Origin of the sequence: Pseudoxanthomonas winnipegensis, from assembly GCF_004283755.1 — a bacterium.
Lineage (GTDB): Bacteria > Pseudomonadota > Gammaproteobacteria > Xanthomonadales > Xanthomonadaceae > Pseudoxanthomonas_A > Pseudoxanthomonas_A winnipegensis.
This window is the reverse complement of sequence record NZ_SHMH01000002.1, coordinates 165,060-190,502: the sequence shown is the minus strand read 5'-3', so window position 1 is coordinate 190,502 and position 25,443 is coordinate 165,060. Positions and strand designations below refer to the sequence as shown.

At 70.8% G+C, this 25,443-nt stretch carries 24 protein-coding genes; 9 read left to right on the top strand and 15 right to left on the bottom strand.

All coding sequences use genetic code 11. The annotated features are described in order from the left end of the window. Positions 1–4 precede the first annotated feature (4 nt). The 7 genes from EAT51_RS04225 to EAT51_RS04195 all read left to right on the top strand — a co-directional run bounded on the left by EAT51_RS04225 (position 5) and on the right by EAT51_RS04195 (position 5,013). Entirely contained in the window at positions 5–352 is a 348-nt protein-coding gene (locus EAT51_RS04225) for a Mor transcription activator family protein (protein ID WP_165422685.1), read from the top strand. Positions 353–873: 521 nt separating this feature from the next. Then, entirely contained in the window at positions 874–1,662 is a 789-nt protein-coding gene (locus EAT51_RS04220; protein WP_130520539.1) for an ABC transporter ATP-binding protein, read from the top strand. 11 nt (positions 1,663–1,673) lie between these two features. Further along, complete coding sequence (locus EAT51_RS04215) at positions 1,674–2,423, top strand: MlaE family lipid ABC transporter permease subunit (RefSeq protein WP_130520537.1); 750 nt, start codon at positions 1,674–1,676, stop codon at positions 2,421–2,423. 10 nt (positions 2,424–2,433) lie between these two features. Next, positions 2,434–2,970: an outer membrane lipid asymmetry maintenance protein MlaD gene (mlaD, locus tag EAT51_RS04210; RefSeq protein WP_130520535.1), complete on the top strand. Its 537-nt coding sequence runs from the start codon at positions 2,434–2,436 to the stop codon at positions 2,968–2,970. Further along, positions 2,967–3,632, top strand: a complete 666-nt coding sequence (locus tag EAT51_RS04205) for an MlaC/ttg2D family ABC transporter substrate-binding protein (RefSeq protein ID WP_130520533.1) — start codon at positions 2,967–2,969, stop codon at positions 3,630–3,632. The genes mlaD and EAT51_RS04205 overlap by 4 nt, the downstream gene beginning before the upstream one ends. Positions 3,633–3,639: 7 nt before the next feature. After that, a complete protein-coding gene (locus tag EAT51_RS04200; RefSeq protein ID WP_130520532.1) occupies positions 3,640–3,939 on the top strand; it encodes an STAS domain-containing protein in 300 nt (99 codons plus the stop codon). 51 nt (positions 3,940–3,990) lie between these two features. Further along, entirely contained in the window at positions 3,991–5,013 is a 1,023-nt protein-coding gene (locus EAT51_RS04195; protein ID WP_130520530.1) for an MlaA family lipoprotein, read from the top strand. Between the two features lie 72 nt (positions 5,014–5,085). Here EAT51_RS04195 and EAT51_RS04190 read toward each other — a convergent pair whose 3' ends face one another. The 6 genes from EAT51_RS04190 to EAT51_RS04165 form a co-directional block, all read right to left on the bottom strand. Then, the gene (locus EAT51_RS04190) at positions 5,086–5,628 is read right to left on the bottom strand and encodes a glutathione peroxidase (protein ID WP_130520528.1); all 543 of its coding nucleotides are present in this window, start codon (positions 5,626–5,628) and stop codon (positions 5,086–5,088) included. 102 nt (positions 5,629–5,730) lie between these two features. Then, on the bottom strand, positions 5,731–5,994 hold the full coding sequence (locus EAT51_RS04185; RefSeq protein ID WP_130520527.1) for a hypothetical protein: 264 nt from the start codon (positions 5,992–5,994) through the stop codon (positions 5,731–5,733). 61 nt (positions 5,995–6,055) lie between these two features. Next, on the bottom strand, positions 6,056–6,337 hold the full coding sequence (locus EAT51_RS04180; RefSeq protein ID WP_130520525.1) for a hypothetical protein: 282 nt from the start codon (positions 6,335–6,337) through the stop codon (positions 6,056–6,058). Between the two features lie 435 nt (positions 6,338–6,772). Then, positions 6,773–8,359 carry a DNA recombination protein RmuC gene (locus EAT51_RS04175; RefSeq protein WP_130520523.1) on the bottom strand — a complete coding sequence of 529 codons (1,587 nt, stop codon included), beginning with the start codon at positions 8,357–8,359 and terminating at the stop codon, positions 6,773–6,775. Between the two features lie 52 nt (positions 8,360–8,411). Next, the gene (locus EAT51_RS04170) at positions 8,412–8,909 is read right to left on the bottom strand and encodes a hypothetical protein (protein ID WP_130520521.1); all 498 of its coding nucleotides are present in this window, start codon (positions 8,907–8,909) and stop codon (positions 8,412–8,414) included. A 100-nt stretch (positions 8,910–9,009) separates the two neighbouring features. Beyond that, positions 9,010–10,020, bottom strand: coding sequence for a zinc-binding alcohol dehydrogenase family protein (locus EAT51_RS04165; protein WP_130520519.1), 1,011 nt, complete (start codon positions 10,018–10,020; stop codon positions 9,010–9,012). Between the two features lie 100 nt (positions 10,021–10,120). Between EAT51_RS04165 and EAT51_RS04160 the strand changes: the two genes are divergently transcribed. Continuing rightward, entirely contained in the window at positions 10,121–11,035 is a 915-nt protein-coding gene (locus EAT51_RS04160; RefSeq protein ID WP_130520517.1) for a LysR family transcriptional regulator, read from the top strand. 230 nt (positions 11,036–11,265) lie between these two features. On the opposite strand, the gene EAT51_RS04155 is transcribed toward EAT51_RS04160, so the two are convergent. From EAT51_RS04155 to EAT51_RS04140, 4 genes are all read right to left on the bottom strand, one after another. Beyond that, entirely contained in the window at positions 11,266–11,772 is a 507-nt protein-coding gene (locus EAT51_RS04155; RefSeq protein ID WP_130520515.1) for a hypothetical protein, read from the bottom strand. A 66-nt stretch (positions 11,773–11,838) separates the two neighbouring features. Continuing rightward, positions 11,839–13,284 carry a heavy metal sensor histidine kinase gene (locus tag EAT51_RS04150; RefSeq protein ID WP_130520513.1) on the bottom strand — a complete coding sequence of 482 codons (1,446 nt, stop codon included), beginning with the start codon at positions 13,282–13,284 and terminating at the stop codon, positions 11,839–11,841. After that, the gene (locus tag EAT51_RS04145; RefSeq protein ID WP_130520616.1) at positions 13,281–13,964 is read right to left on the bottom strand and encodes a heavy metal response regulator transcription factor; all 684 of its coding nucleotides are present in this window, start codon (positions 13,962–13,964) and stop codon (positions 13,281–13,283) included. The genes EAT51_RS04150 and EAT51_RS04145 overlap by 4 nt, the downstream gene beginning before the upstream one ends. 272 nt (positions 13,965–14,236) lie before the next feature. Further along, on the bottom strand, positions 14,237–16,984 hold the full coding sequence (locus tag EAT51_RS04140; RefSeq protein WP_165421980.1) for a TonB-dependent receptor: 2,748 nt from the start codon (positions 16,982–16,984) through the stop codon (positions 14,237–14,239). 257 nt (positions 16,985–17,241) lie between these two features. Here EAT51_RS04140 and EAT51_RS04135 point away from each other — a divergent pair, with 257 nt between their 5' ends. Next, positions 17,242–18,675, top strand: coding sequence for a glycoside hydrolase family 30 protein (locus EAT51_RS04135; protein WP_130520509.1), 1,434 nt, complete (start codon positions 17,242–17,244; stop codon positions 18,673–18,675). Positions 18,676–18,690: 15 nt separating this feature from the next. Here EAT51_RS04135 and EAT51_RS04130 read toward each other — a convergent pair whose 3' ends face one another. The 5 genes from EAT51_RS04130 to EAT51_RS04110 are packed head-to-tail and all read right to left on the bottom strand — an operon-like array spanning position 18,691 to position 25,301. Continuing rightward, positions 18,691–20,679, bottom strand: coding sequence for an alpha/beta hydrolase family protein (locus EAT51_RS04130; protein ID WP_228257809.1), 1,989 nt, complete (start codon positions 20,677–20,679; stop codon positions 18,691–18,693). Further along, a complete protein-coding gene (locus EAT51_RS04125; protein ID WP_130520507.1) occupies positions 20,676–21,659 on the bottom strand; it encodes an alpha/beta hydrolase in 984 nt (327 codons plus the stop codon). Before EAT51_RS04125 ends, EAT51_RS04130 begins: the two co-directional genes overlap by 4 nt. Further along, entirely contained in the window at positions 21,656–22,297 is a 642-nt protein-coding gene (locus tag EAT51_RS04120; RefSeq protein WP_130520505.1) for an FMN-binding negative transcriptional regulator, read from the bottom strand. The genes EAT51_RS04125 and EAT51_RS04120 overlap by 4 nt, the downstream gene beginning before the upstream one ends. Further along, positions 22,297–23,748: an amidase family protein gene (locus EAT51_RS04115; protein ID WP_130520503.1), complete on the bottom strand. Its 1,452-nt coding sequence runs from the start codon at positions 23,746–23,748 to the stop codon at positions 22,297–22,299. Before EAT51_RS04115 ends, EAT51_RS04120 begins: the two co-directional genes overlap by 1 nt. Then, on the bottom strand, positions 23,748–25,301 hold the full coding sequence (locus tag EAT51_RS04110; RefSeq protein ID WP_130520501.1) for an APC family permease: 1,554 nt from the start codon (positions 25,299–25,301) through the stop codon (positions 23,748–23,750). Before EAT51_RS04110 ends, EAT51_RS04115 begins: the two co-directional genes overlap by 1 nt. Between the last annotated feature and the right edge of the window lie 142 nt (positions 25,302–25,443).

Sequence of the window (25,443 nt, the reverse complement as noted above, 5' to 3'; positions counted from 1 at the left end):
GCCGATGGAAGCCCGCCGCAACGAGCTGTTGGCCAGCGTGGCGACGACCGCCGCCGAGCAGGCGCGGTCTTTCGGCATGGCCGCCGATCAGGCCGAGCAGCTGGGCGCGTCCGTCGCCGACGCCCTGGCCGAAGATTGGGGCGGCCAGAACATCTACGTGCCCAACCGGGCCGGTTTCCGCCTCTCGCCCAGGGACCGGGCTATCCTTGACGCCCACCGCAGCGGCACTTCGGTCGCCAGCCTGGCCAAGGAGTACTCAATGTCCGAGCAAGGCATCCGCCAGCTCCTGCGCCGCGCCGCCCAGCGCGACTCGACCCTCGATCAGATGGGATTGTTCGACCAGGGCGGCTGACTTCCTGGCTATTGCGCCAGATGCAACGCGATTGCACAGGTCATCCGGAATTCACCGCTCTCTTCCGAGCTCTTCCGGTCATTTATCGCGCTGCTCCCCCCTGATTTATCTCACCCCTGCACAGAAGCAAGAGCAACAGCACCCCACCCCGGCCCTCCCCTTCGCCTGCGGCGAAAGGGAGGGGGCAGAGCGCTGCTCGATGTCTTCGAGTTGGAAGAAGTACTGATCCAGTCGCCGCAGAGCCTCAACCCGATCTGACGTTCGCAGAGCGGGCCAGGCATGGCCCGCGGCCTCTTTTACTTCGCTCAACGCTCCGCGATCCGCCACGCGAAAGCACCACCATCACACCGCTCCTGTCACGCAGCGTTGCGACAGCGGGAACGGACCGGCGTGCAAGCATCGACGCCGACGGGCTACAATTTCTAAACTGGCCAGTCCAGTCATGGTGGCATTCAGTCCATGCAGGCCATGCTTAACCGATTTTTCGCATTCCGCCCTCCTCCCGCCTCGCCTGCCCACGCATGCCGCATTCCAATTCCCCTGCTGCGAAGTTCGAGGCGGTCCGCCTGGATCGCGGCGGGCGCGCGATCCTGTCCGGGCTGGACCTGGTGGTGCCCCAGGGCAGCATCACGGCCGTGCTGGGACCGTCGGGCAGCGGCAAGTCCACGCTGCTGGCGGCGCTGACCGGCGAGCTGGTACCGGCGGCCGGCACGGTGGAGCTGTTCGGCCAGCCGATCCCGCGCAATGCGCGCGCCTTGCTGGAGCTGCGCAAGAACCTCGGCGTGCTGCTGCAGGGCAATGGCCTGCTGACCGACCTGACCGTGGCCGAGAACGTGGCGCTGCCGCTGCGCACGCACACCGCGCTGCCGGGCGAGCTGATCGACCAGCTGGTCGATCTGAAGCTCAACGCGGTCGGCCTGCGCGCCACCGGTGGGCTGTATCCGCGCGAGCTGTCCGGCGGCATGGCCCGGCGCGTGGCGCTGGCTCGCGCGCTGGCGCTGGATCCGCCGCTGATGATCTACGACGAGCCGCTGACCGGGCTGGACCCGATCGCCTCGGGCGTGATCATGTCGCTGATCGGCCGGCTCAATCATTCGCTGGGGCTGACCAGCGTCATCGTCAGCCACCACGTGCACGAGACCCTGCCGGTGTGCGACCAGGCGCTGGTGATCGCCAACGGCGAGCTGGTGTTCTCCGGCACGCCGGCGCAGCTGGAGGCCAGCGAGGACCCGCTGGTGCTCCAGTTCCTGCGCGGCGCGCCCGATGGCCCCATCCCCTTCGACAGCGCCGCCTCGGCGCGCGCCGCATAGGACCCGTGCCGATGGCCTTCGCCGCTTCCATCCGCTCGCTGGGCGCCGCCGGGCTGTTCTCGCTCTCGGTGCTGCGCGCCTCGGTGCCGACGCGCGACTTCTGGGCCGAGCTGACCAAAGAGATCTACAAGATCGGCGCGCGTTCGCTGCCGATCATCGCGGTGGGGGGTGCGTTCGTGGGCCTCGTGCTGACCCTGCAGGGCTATCGCACGCTGACCACCTTCGGCGCCTCCGACGCGCTGTCCACGCTGCTGGGCCTGTCGCTGTACCGCGAACTGGGCCCGGTGCTGACCGCGCTGCTGTTCATCGGCCGCGCCGGCAGCTCGATCGCCGCCGAGCTGGGCCTGATGCGCGCCACCGATCAGATCAAGGCGCTGGAGCTGATGGCCATCGATCCGGTGGCCAAGGCGGTGGCGCCGCGCTTCTGGGCGGCGGTGCTGACCGTGCCGCTGCTGACCGGCTTCTTCTGCTCGCTGGCGATCAGCGCCAGCTGGTTCGAGGCGGTCAAGGTGCTGGGCCTGGACAACGGCACGTTCTGGTCGGCGCTGCAGGGCAGCGTGGATCTCTGGGACGACTTCGGCGTGGCCCTGCTCAAGTCGGCGGTGTTCGGCGGCGTGGCGGCGCTGGTCGCGGCCTACGTGGGCTTCAACGCCGAGCCGACCATCGAGGGCACCTCGGTGGCCACCACCCGCGCGGTGGTCAACGGCTCGCTGCTGGTGCTGATGCTCAACTTCATCCTTTCCGCCCTGTTGTTTCAGTGAGAGACCTCTAATGGCCGCACGCGGACCACGACTCGAATTTGCCGTCGGCGCCTTCCTGCTGCTGGCGCTGGCCTCGCTGCTGGTGCTGGCGCTGGCCTCGACCAACCGTTCCTTCGGCTTCGGCGGAGGCGGCTACGACCTCAAGGCCCGCTTCACCAACCTGGGCCAGCTGCGCGTCCAGGCGCCGGTGAAGATCGGCGGGGTGGTGGTCGGCCAGGTCGCCAGCATCGCGCTGGATCCCAAGTCCTTCGACTCGGTGGTGACCCTGCGCATCGACGGCCAGTACAAGGGCCTGCCGGCCGACACCGCGGCCGGCATCTTCACCAGCGGCCTGCTGGGCGAGAACTATGTCGGCCTGTCGCCCGGCGGCGACCCGGACGTGCTCAAGGCCGGCGACGAGATCACCTACACCCAGCCCGCAGTGGACCTGCTGCAGCTGGTCGGCAAGTACATGTTCAGCGGCGGTGGCAAGCCGGCTGGCGACGATTCCACCGCCAGCCCGGCGCCTGCGCCGGCGGCGACCGCCCCCAAGGGAGATACCCCATGAAGCGTTCCACGATCACTCTCGCCCTGGCCGCCGTCCTGGCCGCCGCCGCACCGACCGCCGTCCTGGCGCAGGCCTCGGCCGCTTCGGCCGCCGCGCCGGCGCAGGGCTCGGCCAGCGCGGTGGTGCTGAGCCAGTCCACCCGCGTGCTGACCACGCTGGAGCAGCGCCGCGCCGAGTTCAAGGCCAATCCGGCTGCGCTGAAGGCGTTCATCAAGACCGAGTTCAACACCGCCTTCGACGGCAACTACGCCGCGCGCCTGGTGCTGGGCGTGCACGGCCGCGGTGCGTCCGATGCCGAGGTGAGCGGCTTCGCCGATGCGCTGGCCGACAACCTGACCGCGCGCTACGGCCAGTCGCTGCTGGACTTCAACTCGCGCCTGCGCGTGCGGATCAAGTCCGAGACCCCGCTGCCCAACGGCAAGGGCGTGCGCGTGTCCAGCGAGATGCTGCGCGAGAGCGGCGACCCGGTGCCGGTGGACTACCTGATGCGCAACGTCGGCGGCCAGTGGAAGATCTTCGACGTGATGATCGAAGGCATCTCCTACGTGCAGACCTTCAAGAACCAGTTCGACGGTCCGCTGCGGCAGAAGTCCATCGCCCAGGTCACCGCCGACCTGCGCGCTGGCCGCATGCAGGCCTCCGGCGACACCGGCCAGCGTTGAGCCGCCGATGAGCACCGCGACACTCCGGCGCGAGGGCACGGCCCTGGTCTTCAGCGGGGCGCTGGACCGGGCCGCCGCGCAGGCCCTGTGGCCGTCCGCGCAGCGCGCGCTGGACGGCGCGCAGCGGCTGGACGTGTCGGCCGTGTCGGCACTGGACAGCGCCGGCCTGGCGCTGCTGGTCGCGCTGGCCGCGCGCTTGCGCGCCGCGGGCAGCGGCCCGGTCACCGTGGAAGGCGCCGCGCCCGGCCTGGCCGAGCTGTGCGCTGCGTATCGCCTGACACCGGCGCTGGATTATCAGCCGGCTTGATTGCCCGGCACCGACATTAGCGTCGGTCCGCCCCCCAGAGGGATCTTAGGAATGAAGACCTTGCATCTGTTGTCCCCGCTGCTGACCGGCCTGCTGCTGGTCGGCTGCGCCTCCAACGCCACCAAGCCGGCGGCGCCGTCGGCCGGCGCCACCGTGCCGCCCCCCCCTCCTGCCGCCGCCGCGCCCGCGGTCGAACCGCCGCCAGCCGCTCCGACCGCCCAGGCGACCGCGCCGACCGCGGCCGCGCCCAGCACGGCGACGAGCGCGCCGCCGACCAGCGCCGAGAACGACTACAGCGCGATCTACGACCCGGTCGCCGATCCCACCCTGCCGCCGCCGGCCGAGGGCGCGCCGCCCAGCTACGACCCGTGGGAGAAGTGGAACCGCAAGGTCCACGCCTTCAACAACGTGGTCGATCGCACGGTCGCCAAGCCGCTGGCCACCGCCTACATCAAGGTGGTGCCGCGCCCGGTGCGCAACGGCGTGCACAACTTCTTCGACAACCTGGGTCAGCCGCTGACGGTGGTCAACAGCCTGCTGCAGGGCAAGCCGGGCGAGGCCTGGGACGCGCTGGGTCGGTTCCTGATCAACACCACCGCCGGCGTCGGCGGCGTGGTCGATGTGGCCACGCGCGATCAGGTGCCCAACACCAGCGAGGACTTCGGTCAGACCCTGGGCGTGTGGGGCTGGCGCCAGTCGCGCTATCTTGAGCTGCCGCTGTTCGGGCCGCGCACCGTGCGCGACACCTTCGGCCTGATCGGCGATGCGCCGCTCTCGCCGGTGCAGCGCGTGGAGAACGACAAGGCGCGCATCTTCCTGCAGGGCCTGCAGCTGGTCGACGTGCGCACCCAGCTGATGTCGCTGGACTCGATCCGCGAAGGCGCGGTGGACGAGTACGCGCTGTTCCGCGACGGTTGGCTGCAGCGCCGCAACTACCAGATCAGCGACGAAGGCGAGCGCAGCCGCCGCAAGGGTCACGCCAACGACGACCTGCCGGCCTATCTGCGCGACGACGACGACAATCCGACCGTGCCGATGGACGCCATTCCCACCATCATGCCCAACGCGCGCTGATTCCAGGTGCGCCTCGACGAAGAAGGCCGCCCTCGCAGGCGGCCTTCTTCGTTTGCGCCAGGGCGTCGGCGATCAGGCGGCCAGCACGGCGTCCACGGCCTCGCGCAGGCGCGCGTCGTCGGCCGCCACGTCCGGCGAGAAGCGCGCCACGACGCGGCCGTCGCGACCGATCAGGAACTTCTCGAAGTTCCACAGCACGCCCGGCGCCGGATTGACCTTGATGTCCAGGCCCTTGAGCTTCTCGCGCAGCGGGCCTTCGCCGATGGCCACCGGCTGGGCGTTGACCAACGCCTGGTACAGCGGATGCACGCTGTTGCCGGCCACCGAGATCTTGGAGAACAGCGGGAAGGTCACGTCGTACTCGGTGCTGCAGAAGCTGGCGATCTCCGCATCGCTGCCCGGCTCCTGCTCCTTGAAGTTGTTGGCAGGGAAGCCGAGCACTTCCAGGCCGGCGTCGTGCTTGTCGCGGTATAGCGCTTCCAGGCCGGCGTACTGCGGCGTCAGGCCGCACTTGGACGCGACGTTGACCACCAGCAGCACCTTGCCGCGGTAATCGCCGAGCTTGGCCGGCTGGCCATCGATGGTGGTGAGGGGAATGTCGTACAGGCTGGTCATCGGCGCGGACTCGGGCTGGATGGGAGAACGGGCCGCTAGTCTAGGCTGGAAATGTTGACGCCCGCTTCCGCCAACCCTGCAGGCACGTGAACGCCCGTATCGTCAGTCCCGCGCGCGGGCGACCAGGCCACGCCGGTCGAGCACCGGCGCGGCGGCCAGCAGCCAGTCCGGGTAGGCGCGCACGCTGACGACCAGCGTGCAGGTGCCCGCCGCATCGACGCAGGGCGGGCCGTGGATGGCGCCGATGGACACGGTATGGCCGAGCAGGCCCAGCTCCTCGAGCGAGCCGACGACCTCGCGCATCATCCGCTCCGTGCTGGTATTGGCGCGGACGAAGCGGTAGTAGCGGCGGACCTGGTCGTTCATCGAAGACTCCTGCGACGCACGTGGGACGGCCGGACCTTCGTGGCGGTCTCCTTGCGCGGGATCACACACCGGCGATGCCGCAGAGCGTGACGACCCTGGCATTCAGATGCCGGGCCTCGAGCAGGGCGCACAGGCGCTGACTGACTTCGCGCACGCCGCACAGGTTCTGCGGGCCATACAAGGTGTAGGTGGGACGGTCATCGCCGTAGGGCTGAAGGCGCCGGCCGACATGGACCGCGTTGACCCCGCTGGCGCGGGCCCAGAGCTCACGCAGTTCGGCGGGACCGATGCTGTTGTTCCCGCCAAGGGTGAACGAGAACATCGCCACCTGCGACTGCGCCATGGATCCAGCTCCTGGTATGCGCCACATGCCGGTCGCACCCAGTCGCAGATCTGGAACCTACGCGCGCGGCCGTTCCGGAAACGTGAGGGGCCGCACAGACGCAGTGCTTCATGGCGGCGCGGATGCCACGCTCCGCGCGATGGACGCGCACTCGCTATGAACTTTGAACTTCGCTTCCAAGACTGGACACTCACAAAGCGTCGGTCATTCCCGCGAACGCGGGAGGTGCTTTTCGGCAGACGCATGTCTGACGATTCAGCGTCTTTGCTGTTTGCGGAGGAAGTCACTGGATTCCCGCTTTCGCGGGAACGACGATAGTGAGGTCTTACGCGAGGGAGCCTGCACGGCAGCACTCCAGCGCGTCTGTCGCTGCAGACGCAGGATCGCACGGCTGCGGGCGTCGGCGAACGCGTCGCCAGACACCCAGCCGCGCGATCAAGCTTCCTCGTCCTCGCCGCCCGCAGCGGCGCCCTCGTCGGCGTCGCCGATCAGGTCCTCGCCGAGCAGCGCCTGCGATTGCGCGCCGACCAGCGTTTCCACGCCGCGCAGCTTGCGCTCGATGGTGCGGGTCTTGCGGCTGGCATCGCCCAGGCTCTTGCCGACGGTGTGGATCTGCTTCTCGGCCTTTTCCAGGATGCCGGCGAACTTGCCGAACTCGCCCTTCACCGCGCCCAGCAGCGCCCACACCTCGCTGGAGCGCTGCTCGATGGCCAGGGTGCGGAAGCCCATCTGCAGGCTGTTGAGCAGCGCGGTCACCGTGGTCGGGCCGGCGATCACCACGCGATGCTCGCGCTGCAGCAGATCGACCAGGCCGGGGCGGCGGATCACTTCGGCGTACAGGCCTTCGGTAGGCAGGAACATCACCGCGAAATCGGTCGTGCGCGGCGGCACGATGTACTTCTCGCAGATGGACCGGGCCTGCACGCGGATGGCGCGTTCCAGCTGCACGCCGGTGGCGCGCACGGCCTCGGCGTCGCCGGCCTCCTGCGCGTTGAGCAACTTCTCGTAGTCCTCGTGCGGGAACTTGGAATCCAGCGGCAGCCACACCGGCGCATCCTGCGCGCCGCGCCCAGGCAGGCGCACGGCGAAGTCGACCATCTCGTTGCCGTCCTCGCGCAGCTTGACCCCGCGCTGGTACTGCTCGGCGGTGAGGGTCTGTTCGAGGATGCTCTCCAGCTGCACCTCGCCCCAGCCGCCGCGCGACTTGACGTTGGTCAGCACGCGCTTGAGGTCGCCCACGCCGGTGGCCAGCTGCTGCATCTCGCCCAGGCCGCGCTGCACCTGCTCCAGCCGCTCGGAGACCAGCTTGAAGGACGCATCCAGGCGTTCGTTGAGCGTGCCCTGCAGCTTCTCGTCCACGGTCACGCGCATCTGCTCGAGCCTGGCGGCGTTATCGGCCTGCAGGCGCTGCAGCTGTTGGTCGAGCGTGGCGCGCATCTCGCTGATGCGGGTCTCGTTGCGCTGGGTCAGCTCGGTCAGGCGCAGGCCGAGCTGCTCGTTGAAGCGACCCAGCGATTCGCCGCTTTCGCTGCGCGCCTTGCGGCTGTCCTCGGCCAGCTGCTCGCGCAGCGTCGCCATGTGCGTGTCGCTGCGCGCGATCAGTTCGGCCAGCTGCTGGCCGAAGGCGACGATGCGCGCCTCCTGCTGATGGCCGAAGGCGTCCAGCTGGGTGCGCATGTCCTGCAGGCGCGCGCCGAGCAGTTCGGCGGTGCGCTGCTGGGCCTCGCTGCCCTCGGCGCGGGCCTTGCGCGCGTCCTCGCCCAGCGCCTCGCGCAGCTGGTCCAGGCGCGTGTCGGTGCGGGTGGACAGGTCGGTGAGGTTGCGGGCGAACAGATCCAGCCGCGCGTCCTGCTGGCGGGCCAGGCCGTCGAGCTGTTCGCGCAGTTCGCTGCGGCCGTTGCGCTGTTCCTCGCGCAGGGCCTGTTCGAGCGCGGCGTGCTGGCCGCGGCGCAGCAGCAGGACCAGCTGCAGGAGCAGGACGAGGGCGATCAGCGCGCCCAGGATCAGAGTGTCGACTTGCATGGCGCGCAGTGTATCGGCCGCGGGTCTCAGGCATTGCGCCTGGGTGCCGGCTTCAGCGCCTGGGCAACTGCCAGATGCGGCGCGCCAGGCGGCGCGCGGCGGGTGTGTCGGCCACTTCGATGCGCACGCCGTAGGGCGCCAGGCGGCGGCCCAGCTCGACCAGCGCCGCCGCCGGCAAGGCCTGCAGGCCGATCACCAGCGGCGGCCCCTGGCGCGGCGCGAGCCCGAGCATGGGCACGGCGCGGCCGTAGGACCACAGACCGCGCGGCGCCGACAGCCAGGCGCGCGCGACCTGCGCCAGCGCGATGCGACGCACGCCGAACAGAGTGCGGACCTCTAGCGAGCCGGCCTCGAGCGTGAGCCGCAACCGCCACACCCCGGCGACCAGTAGCGCTGCCGGCACCAACGCGAAGAGCGCCAGCCCGAGGCTGCCGCCGCGCAGCCCGGCCGCGCTCAGCGCCAGCAGCAGCGCCGCCAGCACGCCCGCGCCGATGCGTGCGGCCGGCGTGGCGCGGTAGTGCTGTGCGGGGTGTGGCGCTGGCGCGTCCAATGGCGACTCGCTCCCTGTGTGGGCCGCGAGTATGCCGCGCGCGCACCGCGCACGGCAGGCGCGGGCCGAAGCGCCGCGCCGGGCTTGGACGCGGCCGAGCTCAGTCGAAGCCTTCCAACACCAGCTTGCCCTTGGCCTTGCCGCTCTCGATCAGCGCGTGGGCGCGGCGCAGGTTGGCGGCGTTGATCGTCCCGTAGTGCTCGCCGAAGGTGGTGCGCAGGGTGCCGGCGTCGATCAGCGCGGCCACGCGGGTGAGCAGGTCGTGCTGGGCCTGCATGTCCGGGGTCTGGAACACCGAGCGGGTGAACATCGATTCCCAGTGCAGCGAGATGCTCTTGGGCTTGAGCGGCATCGCGTCCAGCGAGGGCAGGTCGTCGATCAGCGCCAGCTGGCCCTGCGGCGCCAGCAGCTCGATGAACTGGCTGTAGTAGCTGCCGGTGTGGGTGAGGCTGGCCACGTGCTGGACCTGTTCGATGCCCAGCGCCTGCAGCTGCGGAGCCAGCGGCTGGCTGTGGTCGATCACGTGATGCGCGCCCAGTTCGCGTACCCAGGCCTGGGTCTCGGGGCGCGAGGCGGTGCCGACCACGGTCAGCGCGGTCAGCTTGCGCGCCAGCTGCACCAGGATCGAGCCCACGCCGCCGGCCGCGCCGGTGACCAGCAGCACCTGGCCCTCGCCCTGGCCCTCGGGGACGCGCAGGCGGTCGAACAGCAGCTCCCAGGCGGTGATGGCGGTCAGCGGCAGCGCCGCGGCCTGGGCGTCGTCCAGGCTGGCCGGCTTGCGCGCGACGATGCGCTCGTCCACCAGCTGGTATTGCGCATTGCTGCCCGGGCGGTTGATCGACCCGGCGTAGTAGACGACCTCGCCCGGCTTGAACAGGGTCACCGCCTCGCCCACCGCCTCGACCGTGCCTACCGCATCCCAGCCGAGCACGCGCGGCTCGGTCACCTGTGCGCGATGGCGCACCTTGGTGTCGACCGGGTTGACCGACACGGCGTGGACCTTGACCAGCAGGTCGCGCGGGCCCGGCACGGGCTGGGGCAGGTCGACATCGACCAGTGCGGCCGGGTCGTCGATGGGCAGGCCAGCCTGGAGATAGGCGACGGCTTTCATGGGGAAGCTCCGTGAGGTGGGGACAGGCGCCCATCTTCCTCCGCGCGTTTTGCCATGTTAACCGGCAGAATCGAGCATCACTTTCACTCCAGGAACGCAAATGATCCGGCTTGAGGACCTGGCCCTGTTCGTGCGCACCGCGGCGCTGGGCAGCTTTTCGGCGGCCGCGCGCGAGGCCGGCCTGCTGCCCGGCCAGGCCAGCGCGGCGATCAAGCGGCTGGAGCGCGAGCTGGACCTGCGCCTGTTCGTGCGCACCACCCGCGCCCTGCGCCTGACGGCAGAGGGCGAGCAGTACCTGGAGACCGCGCGCGAGGTGCTCGACACCCTGCGCCAGGGCCGCGAACGCCTGCGCGGCGACGATGCGCCGCTGTCCGGCACCCTGCGCCTGGCCGCGCCCTCCGACCTGGGCCGCAACATCCTGCTGCCGTGGCTGGACGACTTCCACGCCGCCCACCCCAGGCTGAGCGTGCAGCTGCTGCTGTCCGACCAGGTCACCGACGTGTTCCGCGAGCCGGTGGACGCGGCGGTGCGGCAGGGGCGCTTCGACGACGCGCGCTACGTGACCCTGCCGCTGCTGCCCGACAACCGCCACGTGCTGGTCGCCTCACCGCGCTACCTCGCCCAGCGCGGGCGGCCCGAACGCCTGGAGGACCTGCGCGAGCACGAGGCGGTGCTGTACATGCTCAGCGGCCGCGCCTACGACCGCTGGAACTTCGAGGTGGACGGCCAGCGCCAGGTGGTGCAGGTGCGCGGCCAGCTGCTCAGCAACAATGCCGATGTGACCCGGCAGTGGGCGCTGGCCGGGCACGGCATCGCCTACAAGTCGTGGCTGGACGTGCATCGCGACATCGCCGCCGGCCGGCTGGAGTGGCTGCTGCCGCAGTTCGGCGAACCCTTCCCGATCCTGCTGGTGTGCCCGCACCGGCGCCAGTTCTCGCCCGCCGTGCGCCAGCTGCACGCGCTGCTGGCGCAGCGCCTGCAGGCGCTGGCCGGAACGGACCGATTGCAACCTTAGGAGGTTGAAGAAGCGCTCCGTGGGAGCCGGCACGCCGTCGATGAGGCTTCGCCGTTCAATTCCCTCGCCGCCATCGGCCCAAAGCGCCCCCACCTGTAGAGCGGAGCTTGCTCCGCTGGGGCTTTCCCCACGGACCGAACGAAAAGCAGCGGAGCAAGCTCCGCTCTACAAGGTGGGCGCGAGGCGATTGGAAGAGACAGCTGCTCCCACAGATCACCCGCGGCTGGCGGTCAGGTCACGCAGGTGATCATCGCGAAGAAGGCGGTGGCCTCGCCGTCGATGGTGGCGCTGAAGCCGCCGGCCGGGGCGTCCAGGCCGCAGCTGTCCTGGCGGATGCGCAGCGTGGCCGCCAGCGCATTCGACTGCGCCGACCACACCGCCACGCGGCCGGCCTCGATCAGCGGGATCGCCACGTAGCCGGCATCGTGCAGCGGCGCCAGCGACACCGGCTGGCAGCCCTGCGCATCGGCCGGCTGGTCCTTGGCCGCGGCCAGCACCGCCTTGGCGCGCTTGCCCATGATCCGCACCATGCGCGCATCCAGCGGCAGGCCGTCGCTGCGCTCTTCGGCCAGCGCCTGCAAGGTGTCGGCCGAGACCAGCAGATGGCTGCCGTGCGGCGCGTCCTGGTACAGGGCCAGGCAGTGGGCCGGCACCTGCGTCTGCACGGTGACGGCGCGCGCGGGCGGCGCGGTGGCCGCGGCGGCGGCCAGGAGGGTGGACAGCAGGGGGACGAGCATGGCGGGCGACGCGGTCCTTCGGCACGGCGGCCCTGGGGGCCGACCCGTGCACTGTAAACGCGTCGGTCAGTGCGAGGGCTGCGGCAGCTGCGCGGGTTCGCGCCCGGCGCGGCCGGGCTTGTCGACGCGGGCCAGCGACTGGGCCGGGGTGACCCGCGGCAGGCGCAGGCCGATGGCGACCTCGCCCCCGCGCGACTGCGCGAACACGCTGCCGCCATGCAGCTGGGCCACCGCCTTGACGATGGCCAGGCCCAGGCCGTGGCTCTGGTCGCTGCCGGTGCGCGAGGGGTCGGCGCGATAGAAGCGGTCGAACAGGTGCGCCAGCTTCTCCGGCGGGATCGGCGCGGCCTGGTTGCGCACGGTCACCGTCACCGCGTCCGGCCCCTCGGCGATATCCACGGCCACCGCGCTGCCGGCCGCGCCATGGCGCAGCGCGTTGTCCAGCAGGTTGGTGATGGCGCGCGCGTACAGCGACTGCTCCACGCAGGCGCGCGCATCGCCCCGGATGCGCAGCTCCAGGCCGGCGTCCTCCATCAGCATTTCCATGAATTCGGCCGCGTGCGTGGTGGCCTCGTTGAGCGAGACCTCGACCAGGTCGCGCGCGGTCTCGCCGCGGTCGGCGCGGGCCAGGAACAGCATCGAGTTGACGATGTTGCGCAGGCGCTCGAGCTCTTCCAGGTTGGACTGCAGCGTGGCCTCCATCTCCTCGGTCGTACGGGCGCGCGAGAGCGTCACCTGGGTCTCGCCGATCAGGTTGCCCAGCGGCGTGCGCAGCTCGTGGGCCACGTCGGCGTTGAACGCGTTGAGCTGTTCGTAGGCGCGCTGCAGCCGGGTCAGGGCCTCGTTGAGCGAGACCACCAGCCCGTCCAGCTCGGTCGGCAGATCATTGGCGGGCAGGCGCAGGGTGACGTCGCGCACGTCGAGGCGGCGGGCGTGTTCACTCAGCCGGTCCACCGGCGCCAGGCCGCGCCGGGCGATCCACCAGCCCAGCCCGGACACCGCGCCGATGGCGACCACGCACAGCACGACGATGCCCACGGCCTGCAGCCACTCGGCCGCCTCCACGTCGCGCCGGCCGGCGGCGACCATCAGCTGCACCGCCGGGCGCTCGCCCATCGCCGGCAGGGCGTGGGTCAGGGTGATGTAGCGCTGGCCGTTGGGCAGCGAGGCGCTGCCGAAGCCCTCGCCATGCGCATCGAAGCTGGCCCGGTCCAGGAAGCCGTTGCCTACGCGGAAGCGCGTGTCCGCGCTGTCGGCCAGGAAGTACAGGCTGCCGTCCTCGGGCGTGAAATCGGCCAGCTTCTCGCGGAAGTACGACCAGTGCTCGGCGTCGTTGGCGCGCTGGGCCAGCCGCTCGACCAGCATCAGCCGCGCGCTGAGCTGCTCGCGCTGGTTGCGCTGCAGCTCGTAGGACTGGAACAGGAACAGCGAGACGGCCAGCACCGCCAGCACCACCGTGGCCGCCAGCCCGAACATCAGGGCCAGCCGCGCCGCGATGGAGCGGGTGGTCATGCCACTTCGCCCTCGCGCTGCTCCAGCACGTAGCCCATGCCGCGCACGGTGTGCAGCAGCTTGGTCTCGCCCGGATACTCCAGCTTGGCGCGCAGGCGCTTGATCGCCACTTCCACCACATTGGTGTTGGTGTCGAAGTTGATGTCCCACACCGTTTCGGTGATCACGGTCTTGGACAGGATCTGCGAGCGGCGGCGCGCCAGCGCGGCCAGCAGCGCGAACTCCTTGGCCGACAGGTTCAGGCGGCGGCCGCGGCGGGTGGCGCGACGGGCGAGCAGATCGATGTGCAGGTCGCCGACCTGGATCTGGGTGGACTCGTGGGCGCGGCCGCGGCGGGTGATGGCCTGTACCCGGGCGAGCAGTTCGAGGAAGGAGAACGGCTTGATCAGGTAGTCGTCGGCGCCCGCGCCCAGGCCGCGCAGGCGGTCGTCGACCTGATCGCGCGCGGTGAGCATGATCACCGGCGTGTCGCGCTGGGCGCGCAGGGACTGCATCACCTGCAGCCCATCCATGCCCGGCAGCATCACGTCCAGCACGATGGCGTCGTAGTCGCCGGTCAGGGCCAGGTGCAGGCCGTCCACGCCGTTGGCGGCGTGATCGACGCTGTAGCCCTGCTCGCCCAGGCCCCGGGTCAGGTAGCCGGCGGTCTTGGGCTCGTCCTCGATGATCAGCAGTTTCATGGCGTCGTGGTAGGTGGCGGGAGCGATGCTCATGCGGCGGTCCTGTCGAAAAGTACGGACCCAGTGTGTCCACCGGGTCCCAACGCCTTCCTGACAGCACGCTGACGATTCTGTCAGCGATTCAAGCAGTGTTGCATGAACCGCCCCGCCGCCCGGTAGAGCGGAGCTTGCTCCGCTGCACTTCGGCCGGATCGTTGGGAAGGCCCGGCGGAGCAAGCTCCGCTCTATGGCAGCTGGATCATTGGGGAAGCCGCAGCGGAGCAAGCTCCGCTCTACAGCTCGTAGCGGAAGCCGAGCAGGTACTGGCGGCCGTACTTGGTGTACTCCTCGGGGAAGAACAGCCCGGTGCCGGTGCTCTCGCTGACCTCGGTGCGGAACGGCTCGTCGGTGAGGTTGTTGACCTGCCCGATCAGGGTCAGGCCCTCCAGCGCGCTGCCCTTGGGGAAGGCGTAGCTGAGCTGGAAGTCCAGCGTGCGCTCGCTGAGCGTGTTGCGGTACTGGCGCTGGCCGAACAGGGCGCTGTACTCGCCGCGGTAGCCGTCGCGATAGCGCTGGCTCAGGCGCGCCGAGAAGCCATGCTGCTCGTAGTACACCGTGGCGTTGGCCACGATCTTGGACAGGCCCGGGATGGTGTCGGTGCCGGGCGTGTTGTCGTTGGGGTCCGGATCGATCGAGGAGGCGGTGTAGCTGATGTTGAGCTGGGTGCCGAAGCCGGACAGCGCATCGCTGATCAGGCCGCCCGACAGCGCGGTGGACAGCTCGGCGCCGCGCATGTAGCCGCCCTTGCCGTTGGCCCAGGTGTTGAAGTTGCCGATGTTGGAGATCGGCTGGGTGCCGTCCGGATCGGGCGTGTAGCCGCTGAAGTCCCAGGTCAGGTTCTGCCGGTAGATGTAGGTCTGCAGGTTCTTGCGGAACAGCGCCAGGCCCACGTAACTGCCCTCGCCGAAGTACTTCTCGAAGGACAGGTCGAAGGCCATCGCCCGGTACGGCTCCAGCCGCGGGTTGCCGCCGCTGCCCGACCAGCGGCCGGCCTCGGCGCCGCTGTCGATCACGCCGGCGCCGGCATCGGCGCTGAGGTAGTTGATCGGCGGGCGCATCATCACCTTGGCCGCCGAGGCGCGGATCAGCCAGCCTTCGCCGAAGTCGAAGATCAGGTTCACGCTGGGCAGGAAGTCGCTGTACTGCGTGCCCAGCGTCAGCGGCGTGATCTGCGAGGTGTTGGAGGCGTTGAAGCCGGTGGAGGACTGGTCGGTGGTGATGTACTGCATGCCCGCGTTGCCGCGCACGCGGATGCGGTCGGTCAGGTCCATGTCGAGGTTGGCGCGCACGTAGTAGGTGTTGACCTTCTCCTCGACGGTGAAGTCCTTGCGCTGATCGTCGTTGGATTCGCTCAGCACCACGTCGTAGTAGCGGTCCATCAGCGCCCACGGGTTGAACGCCATGACATCGCCCACGCCGGTGAAGTCCAGCGACACCGGCGCGTCCAGCAGCGAAGGATCGACCCGCTGCGGCACCTCGCCCGGCAGGAAGGCGAAATACACCTCGGCCGACTTCTCCTTGGTGCGCTTGTTGAGGTTGACGCCGACATCGACGCTGCGCACCACGGCGTTGTCCAGCTCATGGTTGAAGTTGAAGCGGCCGGCCTTGATGGTGTCTTTCTGCCGCGAGTTCTCCAGGCGCCCGTCGTGGTTGTAGTGCTGGGGATCCCACAGATAGACGGCATTGGGATCGGCCATGTCCGGCAGGGCGAACTGCGAATAGCCCGGCGAGGTCTTCAGGTCGAAGTCGATCGACTGGCCGTCCAGGCGCCCGGCGTACAGCTCCAGCGCGGACTGGTCGCGCTTGGCGCGCGAATAGCTCAGGTCGGCGGTGAGCGTGCTGGCCTGGCCGAGCTTGAAGACGTTGTTCCAGCCGACCGAGAACAGCTTGTCCTGGCGCCGGTTGCTGTCGTTACGCACCAGCGGCTGCACGTTGTTCAAGGTGCCGCTGGTCACCACCGGACGGCCGTCCTTGTCGGTGGTGGCGGCGTTGGAGAAGCTCACGCCCTGCCCGTTCTCGCCGACGAACCACGGGTCGTTGTTCCACATCGTCCCGTGCATCACCTCGTCCTGGTCGAACTTGGAGTAGTACAGGTCCAGGATCGAGTGGAAGCGGTCGTTGGGTTTGAACTCGAACACGCCCATCACGCCATCGCGCTGCAGGTCGCGCGACTTGATCCAGCCCTCGGCGCCTTCGAGCGTGATCGCGTTGGCCGGGCGCCCGGCCTGCGGCGGATCGCCCCAGTCCACGCCGTCCAGGTCCGCCCACCACCACGACTTGTAGTGCTGCTCCTGAAAGGGTGAGTTGAGCCGCGCCACGCCCAGGGCCACGCCGATGGTGTCGCCCGCAAACTGGTCCACGTACGAGGCGCTGGCGCGATAGCCGCGCTCCTTGCCATCGTCGCTGAGCTTGCCCAGCGAGTTGTACTCGCCCTGCCCGCCGAACACGATGCGGCGCTCGGACAGGTCCAGCGGGCGGATGGTCTGCAGGTCGACCGTGCCGGACAGGCCCTGGCCGATCAGCGCCGCGTCCGGGGTCTTGTAGACGGTGACCGCGTTGATCAGCTCGGACGGGTACTGGTCGAATTCCACGCCGCGGCTGTCGCCGGTGCTGACCTGTTCGCGCCCGTTGAGCAGGGTGCCGGCGAACTGCTCGGACATGCCGCGGATGTTGATCACCTGGGCGCGGCCGTCCACGCGCTGGGTGGCCAGGCCGGGCAGGCGCGAGAGCGAATCGGCGATGGACACATCGGGCAGCTTGCCCAGGTCCTCGGCCGAGATGGTCTCCACGATCGAGGTCGCCTCGGCCTTCTTCTCCACCGCGTTGGCGATGGCCGCGCGGATGCCGGTGACCTTGACGCTGTCCAAGGTCTTGGCATCCTGCGTCTGGCTTGCAGAGGCCGGATCGGTCTGCTGGGCCTGCGCCTGCAGCGCCAGCAGCGCCAGGCAACAGGCGCTGGCCAGACGGCGAACGACCGGCATGCGACGGGCGGAGGCGCACGGCCCCCGTGATGGAGTGGACGTCATCTTCATTGCCCTCCCAGGCGTCTGACAGGCGCCGTGATACGGCCATCTGCCAAAGCGTGTCAATCGATTGCACGCCTTGAAGCAATCGATTGCACGTGCGCCACGCCAGAGCGCCGCCGACACACGCCGCGCGATGCGGATCTTGCGCGGCGCAGCATGTCATTGGCGCAGGCTTGAGGCAGGTTGTGGGGCCGTCGATGAGGCCGCGCAGCATGAACCGGCAGTCGTTTCGCACAGGTCTGCCCGGCCTGTTCCTCGCCTTCGCCCTGTCCGCCACTGCGTCCGAGCCGGCGCCGCCGCAGGTGCAGGCGTGGCTGACCACGCACGATCATCGCCAGGCGCTGGCGCCGATGGCGCCCATCGCGCTGGGCGCGCCGGCGGCGCTGCCGATCGCGATCGAGGTCCAGGCCGAGGCGCCGCGCCAAACGATGGTCGGCTTCGGTGCCTCGATCACCGATGCCTCCGCGCAGGTGCTGCAGCAGCTGCCGGCGCCCGCGCGCGAGGCGCTGCTGCGCGAGCTGTTCGGCCGCCAGGACGGCGGGCTGGGCCTGGGCTTCACCCGGCTGACCATCGGCGCCTCGGATTTCTCGCGCCATCACTATTCGCTGGACGACACGCCGGGCGATGCGCCCGATCCGCAGCTGGCGCACTTCTCCATCGCGCCCAACCTGGGCGACGTGGTGCCGGTGACGCGCGCGGCGCTGGCGATCAATCCGCAGCTCAAGGTCATGGCCTCGCCGTGGAGCGCGCCGGCGTGGATGAAGTCCAACCGCAGCCTGGTGCGCGGCACGCTCGACCCGGCGGCCTACGACGCGTTCGCCCGCTATCTGCTGCGCTATGTCGACGCCTACGCACAGCAAGGCATCCCGATCTGGGCGCTGACCGTGCAGAACGAGCCGGATTTCGAGCCCAAGGACTATCCCGGCATGCGCCTCAACGCGCCGGCGCGGGCCCGCTTCATCGGCGAGCACCTCGGCCCGCTGCTGGCGGCGCGCGGCCGGGCGGCGCCGCTGCTGTTCGACTGGGACCACAACTGGGACAAGCCCGAGGAACCGCTGGCCGTGCTGCGCGATACCAAGGCCAACCGCTACATTGCCGCGGTAGCCTGGCATTGCTACGGTGGCACGCCGGACGCGCAGTCCAGGGTGCAGCAGGCTTTTCCCGACAAGGACGTCTACCTGACCGAGTGTTCGGGCGGCGACTGGGAACCGCTGCGCAGCGGCGGCCTGACCCTGCAGGCGCGCCGCCTGATCATCGAATCGGTGCGCCACGGCGCGCGCGGCGTGCTGTTCTGGAACCTGGTGCTGGACCAGGACGGCGGCCCGCACGCGGGCGGCTGCGACACCTGCCGCGGCGTGGTCGACGTCGACACCCGCAGCGGCGCGGTCACCCGCACCGACGAGTACTACGCGCTGGCCCATGCCAGCCGCTTCGTGCGGCCCGGCGCGCGGCGCGTCGAGTCCAGCGGCGAGGTGGACGGCGTGGACAATGTGGCCTTCGTCAACGCCGACGGTGGGCGCGTGCTGGTGGTCACCAACAGTGCGCAGGCGCCGCGCACGTTCTCGGTGCGCGAGGGCGCGGTCGGCTTCCACGCCACCCTGCCCGCGCGCACCCTGGCGACCTTCACCTGGGCGCCGGCGCGCTAGGGCCTGTCCGGAGCCTCAGCGCAGGTGCGTGTCGAGCCAGTCCAGCACGCGCTGCTGGACGTCGCGGCCGGCGGCCTGCTCGGTGAACCAGTGCGGCCCGCGCGGATAGGTCACCATCTCCACCGGCGTGCCATGGAACTTGAGCGCGCGATAGAACATCTGTCCCTGGCTCAGCGGCACGCGTGCGTCGGCCTCGCCGTGCAGGATCAGCACCGGCGCGCTCACCCGGTCCACGTAGCGGATCGGCGAATGCGCGTCGTACTCGGCGCGGTGGGTCACCGGGTCGCCGAAGTAGCCCGGCGCGTAGGTCGGCACGTCGGTGGTCAGCGCCGCCGCGCCGATATCGATCACGCCCGCGCCGACGATCGCGGTCTTGAAGCGCCTGGACTGGGTCACCGCCCAGGCCGACATGTAGCCGCCGTAGCTCCAGCCGCCGATGCCTAGGCGCTGCGGGTCGATCACGCCTTCGCGTTCGAGCATGTACACGCCGTCGAGCAGGTCCTGGAAGTCGGCGCCGCCCCAGTCGTGGCGGGCCAGCTCGGTGAAGGCGCGGCCCTGCCCTTCCGAGCCGCGCGGGTTGGGCAGGAACACGGCATAGCCGCGCGTGGACAGCAACTGCGCCCAGTCGTGCCAGGAGCCCATCCAGCCCGACCACCAGGCCTCGGCCGGGCCGCCATGCACCTGGACCAGCGTGGGCAGCGGCGTGCCGGCCTTCCAGCCGGGCGGGGTGAGCAGCACGCCGGTGATGCGGCGGCCGTCCTTCGAGGACGTCCACGCCAGCTCGCGCACCTGGCCATGCGCCCAGCCGGCGACCTGCGGATTGGTGTCGGTGCGCGCGGTGAGCTTGCCGCCGTCCAGGGTCCACACCTCGGCCGGCTGGGCATCGCGCAGGCCGATGAAGGCGGTGCGGCCGGTGCGCGCGGTGCTGAAGCTGGGATAGGCGATCTGCGGCGTGGCCAGGGTGCGCCATGCGCCGGTGTCGGCATCGACGCGCAGGAATTCGCCGCGCACGCCGCGCAGCCCCTGCGCGATCAGCGTGCGGCTGTCCTGCCAGCGCGCCAGCCACAGCGTGCCGGGCCAGTCCTCGGCCAGCGCCACGCGCTTGCCGCTGGCCAGGTCGTGCGCGTACACGGTGGCGACCATGCCGTAGGGCGCGATGCGGCCGTACAGCAGCCGGGTCCCGTCGGGCGAGAACTGCAGCGGGAACGCCGAGGCCATCGGCTCCAGCGGCGGGCTGAGCGTGCCATCGGCCAGCGACAGCAGCACCACGCGCGACCGGTACCAGTAGCCGTTCAGCGTGGTGTCGTCGGACACGCGCAGCGCCAGCGTCCGGCCGTCCGGCGCCCAGGCCACGTCCTGCACCTGCAGGCCGGGCGGGCTCAGCACGCGGGCCTCACCGCCGGCCAGGTCCTGCACCCACAGGCGCTTGAACAGGCGCGGATGATCGACCTCGACCGCATCGTCCTTGGCGGCGATGCGCGCCTGCATCGCCGGCGAGGGCGGATCGATCGCCAGATACGCCAGTCGCGTGCCATCGGCCGACAGCGCGAAGCTGGCGACGTCGCTGGCCGCGCGGGTCAGCGCCCTGGCCTGGCGGCCTTCGGCGTCCACGCGCCAGACCTGCGTCGCCGCGGGCTTCGGCGCCGCCTCGGCGCCGGGCAAGGCACGATCGGACAGGAACAGGAGCTGGCGCCCGTCGGCCGACCACTGCGGCGCGCTGTCGTCGGCCTTGCCGGCGCCGTCCAGCGGCCGCGGCGCGGCCGTGCCGGTCGCGGCGATCAGCTGCAGCTGGCGGCGCGCGGGCTTGCCATCGTCCTGCGGCGTAGCCACCCCGTAGGCGATGCGCGCGCCGTCCGGGCTGATCTGCGGATCGCCCACCTGCGCCAGCGCGACGAAGTCGGCCGGCGTCGGCAGATGCGGGGACGCGGGCGTCTGCGCCCCCGCCGACATCGCGCCCATGCCGCAGCACACGGCGAACAGGCAGCTCAACACGATCCGCTTCATGCGGCGCTCTCCTGCGAGGAAGAAACCAGATGGCGGCGCAGCCAGGCCGCGCCCGTGGCCACCGCCGCGCGTGCCTGCTCGGACACGGCCATGGCCTCGACGAAACTATGCGGCGCGCCCAGGTAGCGGCGCAGCTCGACCTGACCACCGGCCTCGCGCAGGCGCTGGGCCATGAGGACGCTCTGTTCGCCCAGCACGTCGCGATCGCCATAGAGCAGCAGGGCCGGCGGCAGGCCGTGCAGGTCGGCGCGCAGCGGCTGCGCCAGGGGATCGTCGTTGCTCATCGCGTCGGGGCCGAGGTAGCTGGTCCAGAATTCTTCCATCTCCGCCACGGTCAGCAGATCCTCCGGTGTGCCCAGGCGCGCCGCGGCGGCGGAGATCCGCGTATCGAAGGCCCCGTAATTGAGCAGCAGGGCCCGCACGCCGGACAAGGCCTGCGCCTGGCGCAGCCGCAGCGCGGTGGCGACGGCCAGATTGCCGCCGGCCGAGTCGCCGCCCAGCGCCAGCTGCCCGGCGTCGATACCCAGCGTCCCTGCCTGCGCGCGCAGCCAGGCCAGCGCGGCCTCGCACTGCTGCAGCGCCAGCGGATAGCGATGCTCGGGCGAGAGCGCGTAATCGATCGCCACCACCACCACGCCTGCCTCGTGCGCGTAGGTGCGCAGCAGCCGGTCGTGCGTGTCGATGCTGAACATGCACCAGCCGCCGCCGTGGAGGTAGAACAGGGCCGGTGCGTTCTTCGGTGCGGTGGACGGGCGCAGCACGCGCACGCGGAAGGCCTGGCCTTCGGCTTCCAGCCTATGGTCTTCGACATGCTGCATCGCCGGGCCGCCCGCGCACCAGGGCGCACGCACCTGCGCGGCGATCTCGCGCCGCTGTGGCCAGTCCAGCGCGCGGCCTGCGCGCAGGCGCGTGCCTTCCTCGCATACACCCTCGACGAAACGGCGCAGCTGCGGGTCCAGCGCATCCAGCGAGGCACTCATGCGGCGCCTCCGTGTTCGCGCTCGGCGAAGTCGCGCATCCACGCCACCAGCGTGTCCTCGCCGCCGGCGCTCAGCCCCGCCAGGATCTGGGCGAAGTCGTGGCGGGCCTCGTCCTGGCCGAGCTTGAAGGTCGAATGCCGGGCCACGATGCGGCCGCGCAGCGCGGTCACCCCGAGCGCCAGGCGCGCATAGCGCTCGCCCATCTCCTCCAGCGCCCAGGCGCGCGCGCGCCCGGCCTCCATCTGCGTGACCAGGGCATCGAGTTCGGCCGCGATGTCCTGCGGCGCCTCGCTTAAGGTGACCTCCAACTGGAACACCGCCGCGGCGTAGTTCCAGGTCGGCGCCTGGGTGCGATCGTCCAGCCAGCTCGGCGAGACATAGGCCTGCGGGCCCAGCACCAGCGCGGTGGCCTGCGGATCGCGCGCCAGGCGCGCCACGTGCGGATTGCGCCTGGCCAGGTGGCCCATCAGGCCGATCAGTTCGCCCGCCTCGTCCAGCTGCGCGCGCAGCGGCAGCGGGCTGAAGCAGGCATCCTCGCCGCCGGCCGACACCAGCCAGGCCAGCGGCTGGGTGGCGAGCAGGCGCAGCAGGTCGTCGGTGTCGCGCGCGGCGAAGCGGCTGTCGCGGGCATGTCCCATCAGTGTGTGTCCTTGCCGGATTCAGAGGCGGCCACCGACACCGGCGGCCAGCGGTCGCGCCAGGGCGCGGCCGATTCGAGCTGCAGGGCCAGGGCCAGCAGCAGCGGTTCCTGGCCGCGATCGGCGGCGAACTGCACGCCGATCGGCAGGCCGTCCTCGCCGTGGGCCAGCGGCAGGCTGATGGCCGGCGTGCCGGCCAGGTTCTGCAGCGGCGTGTAGCCCATCCAGTCGAACATGCCGCCGAACACCGCGGCGAAATCGCCGTCCGGCGCGAAGGTGCCGATCAGCGGCGGCGGCGCGCGCAGGGTCGGCGTCAGCAGCACGTCATAGCGCGCATGGAAGGCCTTGAACGCGGCCGGCAGCGCGGCCAGCACCGCATAGGCGCGCTCCAGCTCGGCCACGCCGCAGTGAGCGCGGTTCCAGTCCGACAGACCGACGGTGAACGGCTCCAGCGCCGCGCGCGCGCCGGCCGCGCCGAAGGCGATCTCGGCCAGGTCCAGCGCATCGGCGCCCAGATGCGACCACAGCGTCATCGCCGCCTCGAACACCTGCGCACCGCACAGCGGCAGCGAGGCGAGCTCGACGCGATGTCCCAGCGATTCGCACAGCGCCGCCGCCTGCGCCAGCGCCGCGGCGACCTGCGCATCGGGCGCCACGCCCTGCAGCGTCTCGGCCACCAGCGCGATGCGCAGCGGACGCGTCAGCGGCGCGGTGACCGGCGCCGGGCGATCCGGATGCAGCGCGGCGAAGGCCCAGGCGCTGTCGCGCACGCTGCGCGACATCAGGCTGTCGGTGACGATCAGGTCCTCGATCGGATGGCGCGCCCGCACGCGCACCGTGGTGCCGCGGCCGGGCTTGAGGCCCACCACCCCGCAGGCCGAGGCGGGGATGCGGATCGAACCGGCGCCGTCGCTGCCGTGCGCCAGCGGCACCACGCCCGCGGCCAGCGCCGCGCCGGCGCCGCCGCTGGAGCCGCCGGGCGAATAAGCCAGCGACCACGGGTTGCGCGTGACCGGACCGAGCAGCGATTCGGTCACGCCCATCAGGCCGAACTCCGGCATCGCGCTCTTGCCCAGCGCGACCAGGCCCGCGTCGGCGCAGCGTTGCGCGAACGCGTGCTGGTCGCTGGCCGGCACGCCGGTGCGGCTGCGCGAACCGCCGCGGGTCGGCATGCCGATCACGCGCAGCGAGTCCTTCGGCAGCCACGGCACGCCGCGCATCGGCGCGTCGGCGTCGGGCCGCGATAGCGCGGCGGCCTGCGCCAGCGCGCGTGCGAAGTCGGTGTGGCTCAGCGCGCCCAGCGCCGGCTCGAAGTGCCGCGCGCGGGCGATCGCGGCGGCGGTCAGTTCGGCCGGCGACAGCTCGCCGCGCGCCAGCAGCGCGGCCTGGTCGTGCGCGTCGAGGCGTCCCAGCGACAAGGCCTGGGACAGCGATACAGAGGGCAAGGACATCAGGATTCCGTTGGCTGCGCGGCGGCATACGCCAGGCGCCGCCCGCGGCGCTGGCCATAGAAGACGTAGACGAGCGCGCCGGCCAGGACGTAGCCGGCCAGGATCAGCGCGGCCAGCGGATCGCCGCGACGCACCTGCTGGACCATGTCGCCCAGCACCGGCGCCATCATGGTCAGGCACAGCACGATGCCCAGCACCGGCACGGTGCCGATCCAGGCCTTGCCGATCCACACCCCGCCCAGCGGCACGCGGAAGCCGCCACGCAGCTCCGGCCGGGCCGAACGCAGCCACATCACCGCGATGCACACCACGATGAAGGCCGAGGCGATGCCTAAGCAGATCAGGTCGCCGAGCACGCCGATCGGCAGCAGCGCCGCCAGCACCGCGGCGATCACGCCGAAGGTCAGATTGCCCAGCCACGGCGTGCGCCGGGTGCGGTGCACGCGCGCGAACAGCCCCGGCAGCAGCCCGTCGCGACCGATGTTCACCGCCACGCGCGACACGCCATAGCCATTGGCCAGCAGCACCGAGCCCAGGCCGGTGAGCGCGCCGATCTTGATCAGCACCGCGAACCACGGCCAGCCCATGCGATCCACCGCCAGCGCGACCGGATCGGGCACGCCCAGCTCACGGAACGGCACGATCCCGGTCAGCACCGCGCCGGCGGCGACGTACAGCAGCGTGCACACCACCAGCGAGCCGAGGATGCCGAAGGGCACATCGCGGCGCGGGTTGCGCGTCTCCGAGGCCGCCATCGACACGGTCTCGAAGCCCAGATAGGCGAAGAACAGCATCGCCGCCGCGCGCAGCACGCCCGGCCAGCCGTAGGCGAAGCCGCCTTCGTTGGCCGGCAGGAACGGCTGCCAGTGCGCGCTGTCCACATAGCGCGCCCCGACCGCGATGAAGGACACCAGCACGCCCACCTTGATGACCACCAGCACCGCATTGACCAGCGCCGACTGGCTGACCCCGGCGATCAGCACGCAGGCCGCCGCCAGCACCGCCAGCGCGGCCACCAGATTGAGGCCGCCGCTGTTCGCCAGCACGGTATGGCCGTCCTGCTGCAGCGCGGTGATGGTGGAGGTGGCCAGCCACGCCGGCACGTGCACGCCGATGTCGCCGAGCAGGCTGGTGAGATACCCCGCAAAGCCCGCCGCCACCGCCGAGGCCGACAGCACGTATTCCAGGATCACCATCCAGCCCAGCGCCCAGGCGCAGCCCTCGCCCAGGGTCACGTAGCAATAGCTGTAGGCCGAGCCGGACACCGGGATCACCGAGGACAGCTCGGCGTAGCACAGCCCGGTGAAGCCGCAGGCCAGCGCGGCCAGCACGAAGGACAGCAGCACCGCCGGCCCGGCGAAGCTGGCCGCGGCCTCGCCGGTCATCACATAGATGCCGGCGCCGAGGATGTTGGCGATGCCGAGGATCAGCAGACTGCCGGCGCCGAGCTTGCGCTGCAGGCCGGCGCGTTCGGTGTCGGCCACCACCACGTCGATCGATTTGCGGTGCAGGGCTTGGCGCCAGCGGTCCAGCGGGCGGGAGGCATCAGCCATGGTGGGGATCCTGGGGGTCATGGGACGTGCGTGCACCGGCGCGCGAATCGATGGCGAAGGAGGCGGACATGGCGTGGAGGCTCAGGCGGCGCATCGATGCGATCCGGGCCGAAGCGCCGCAACGCGGCGACGCATCGACCCG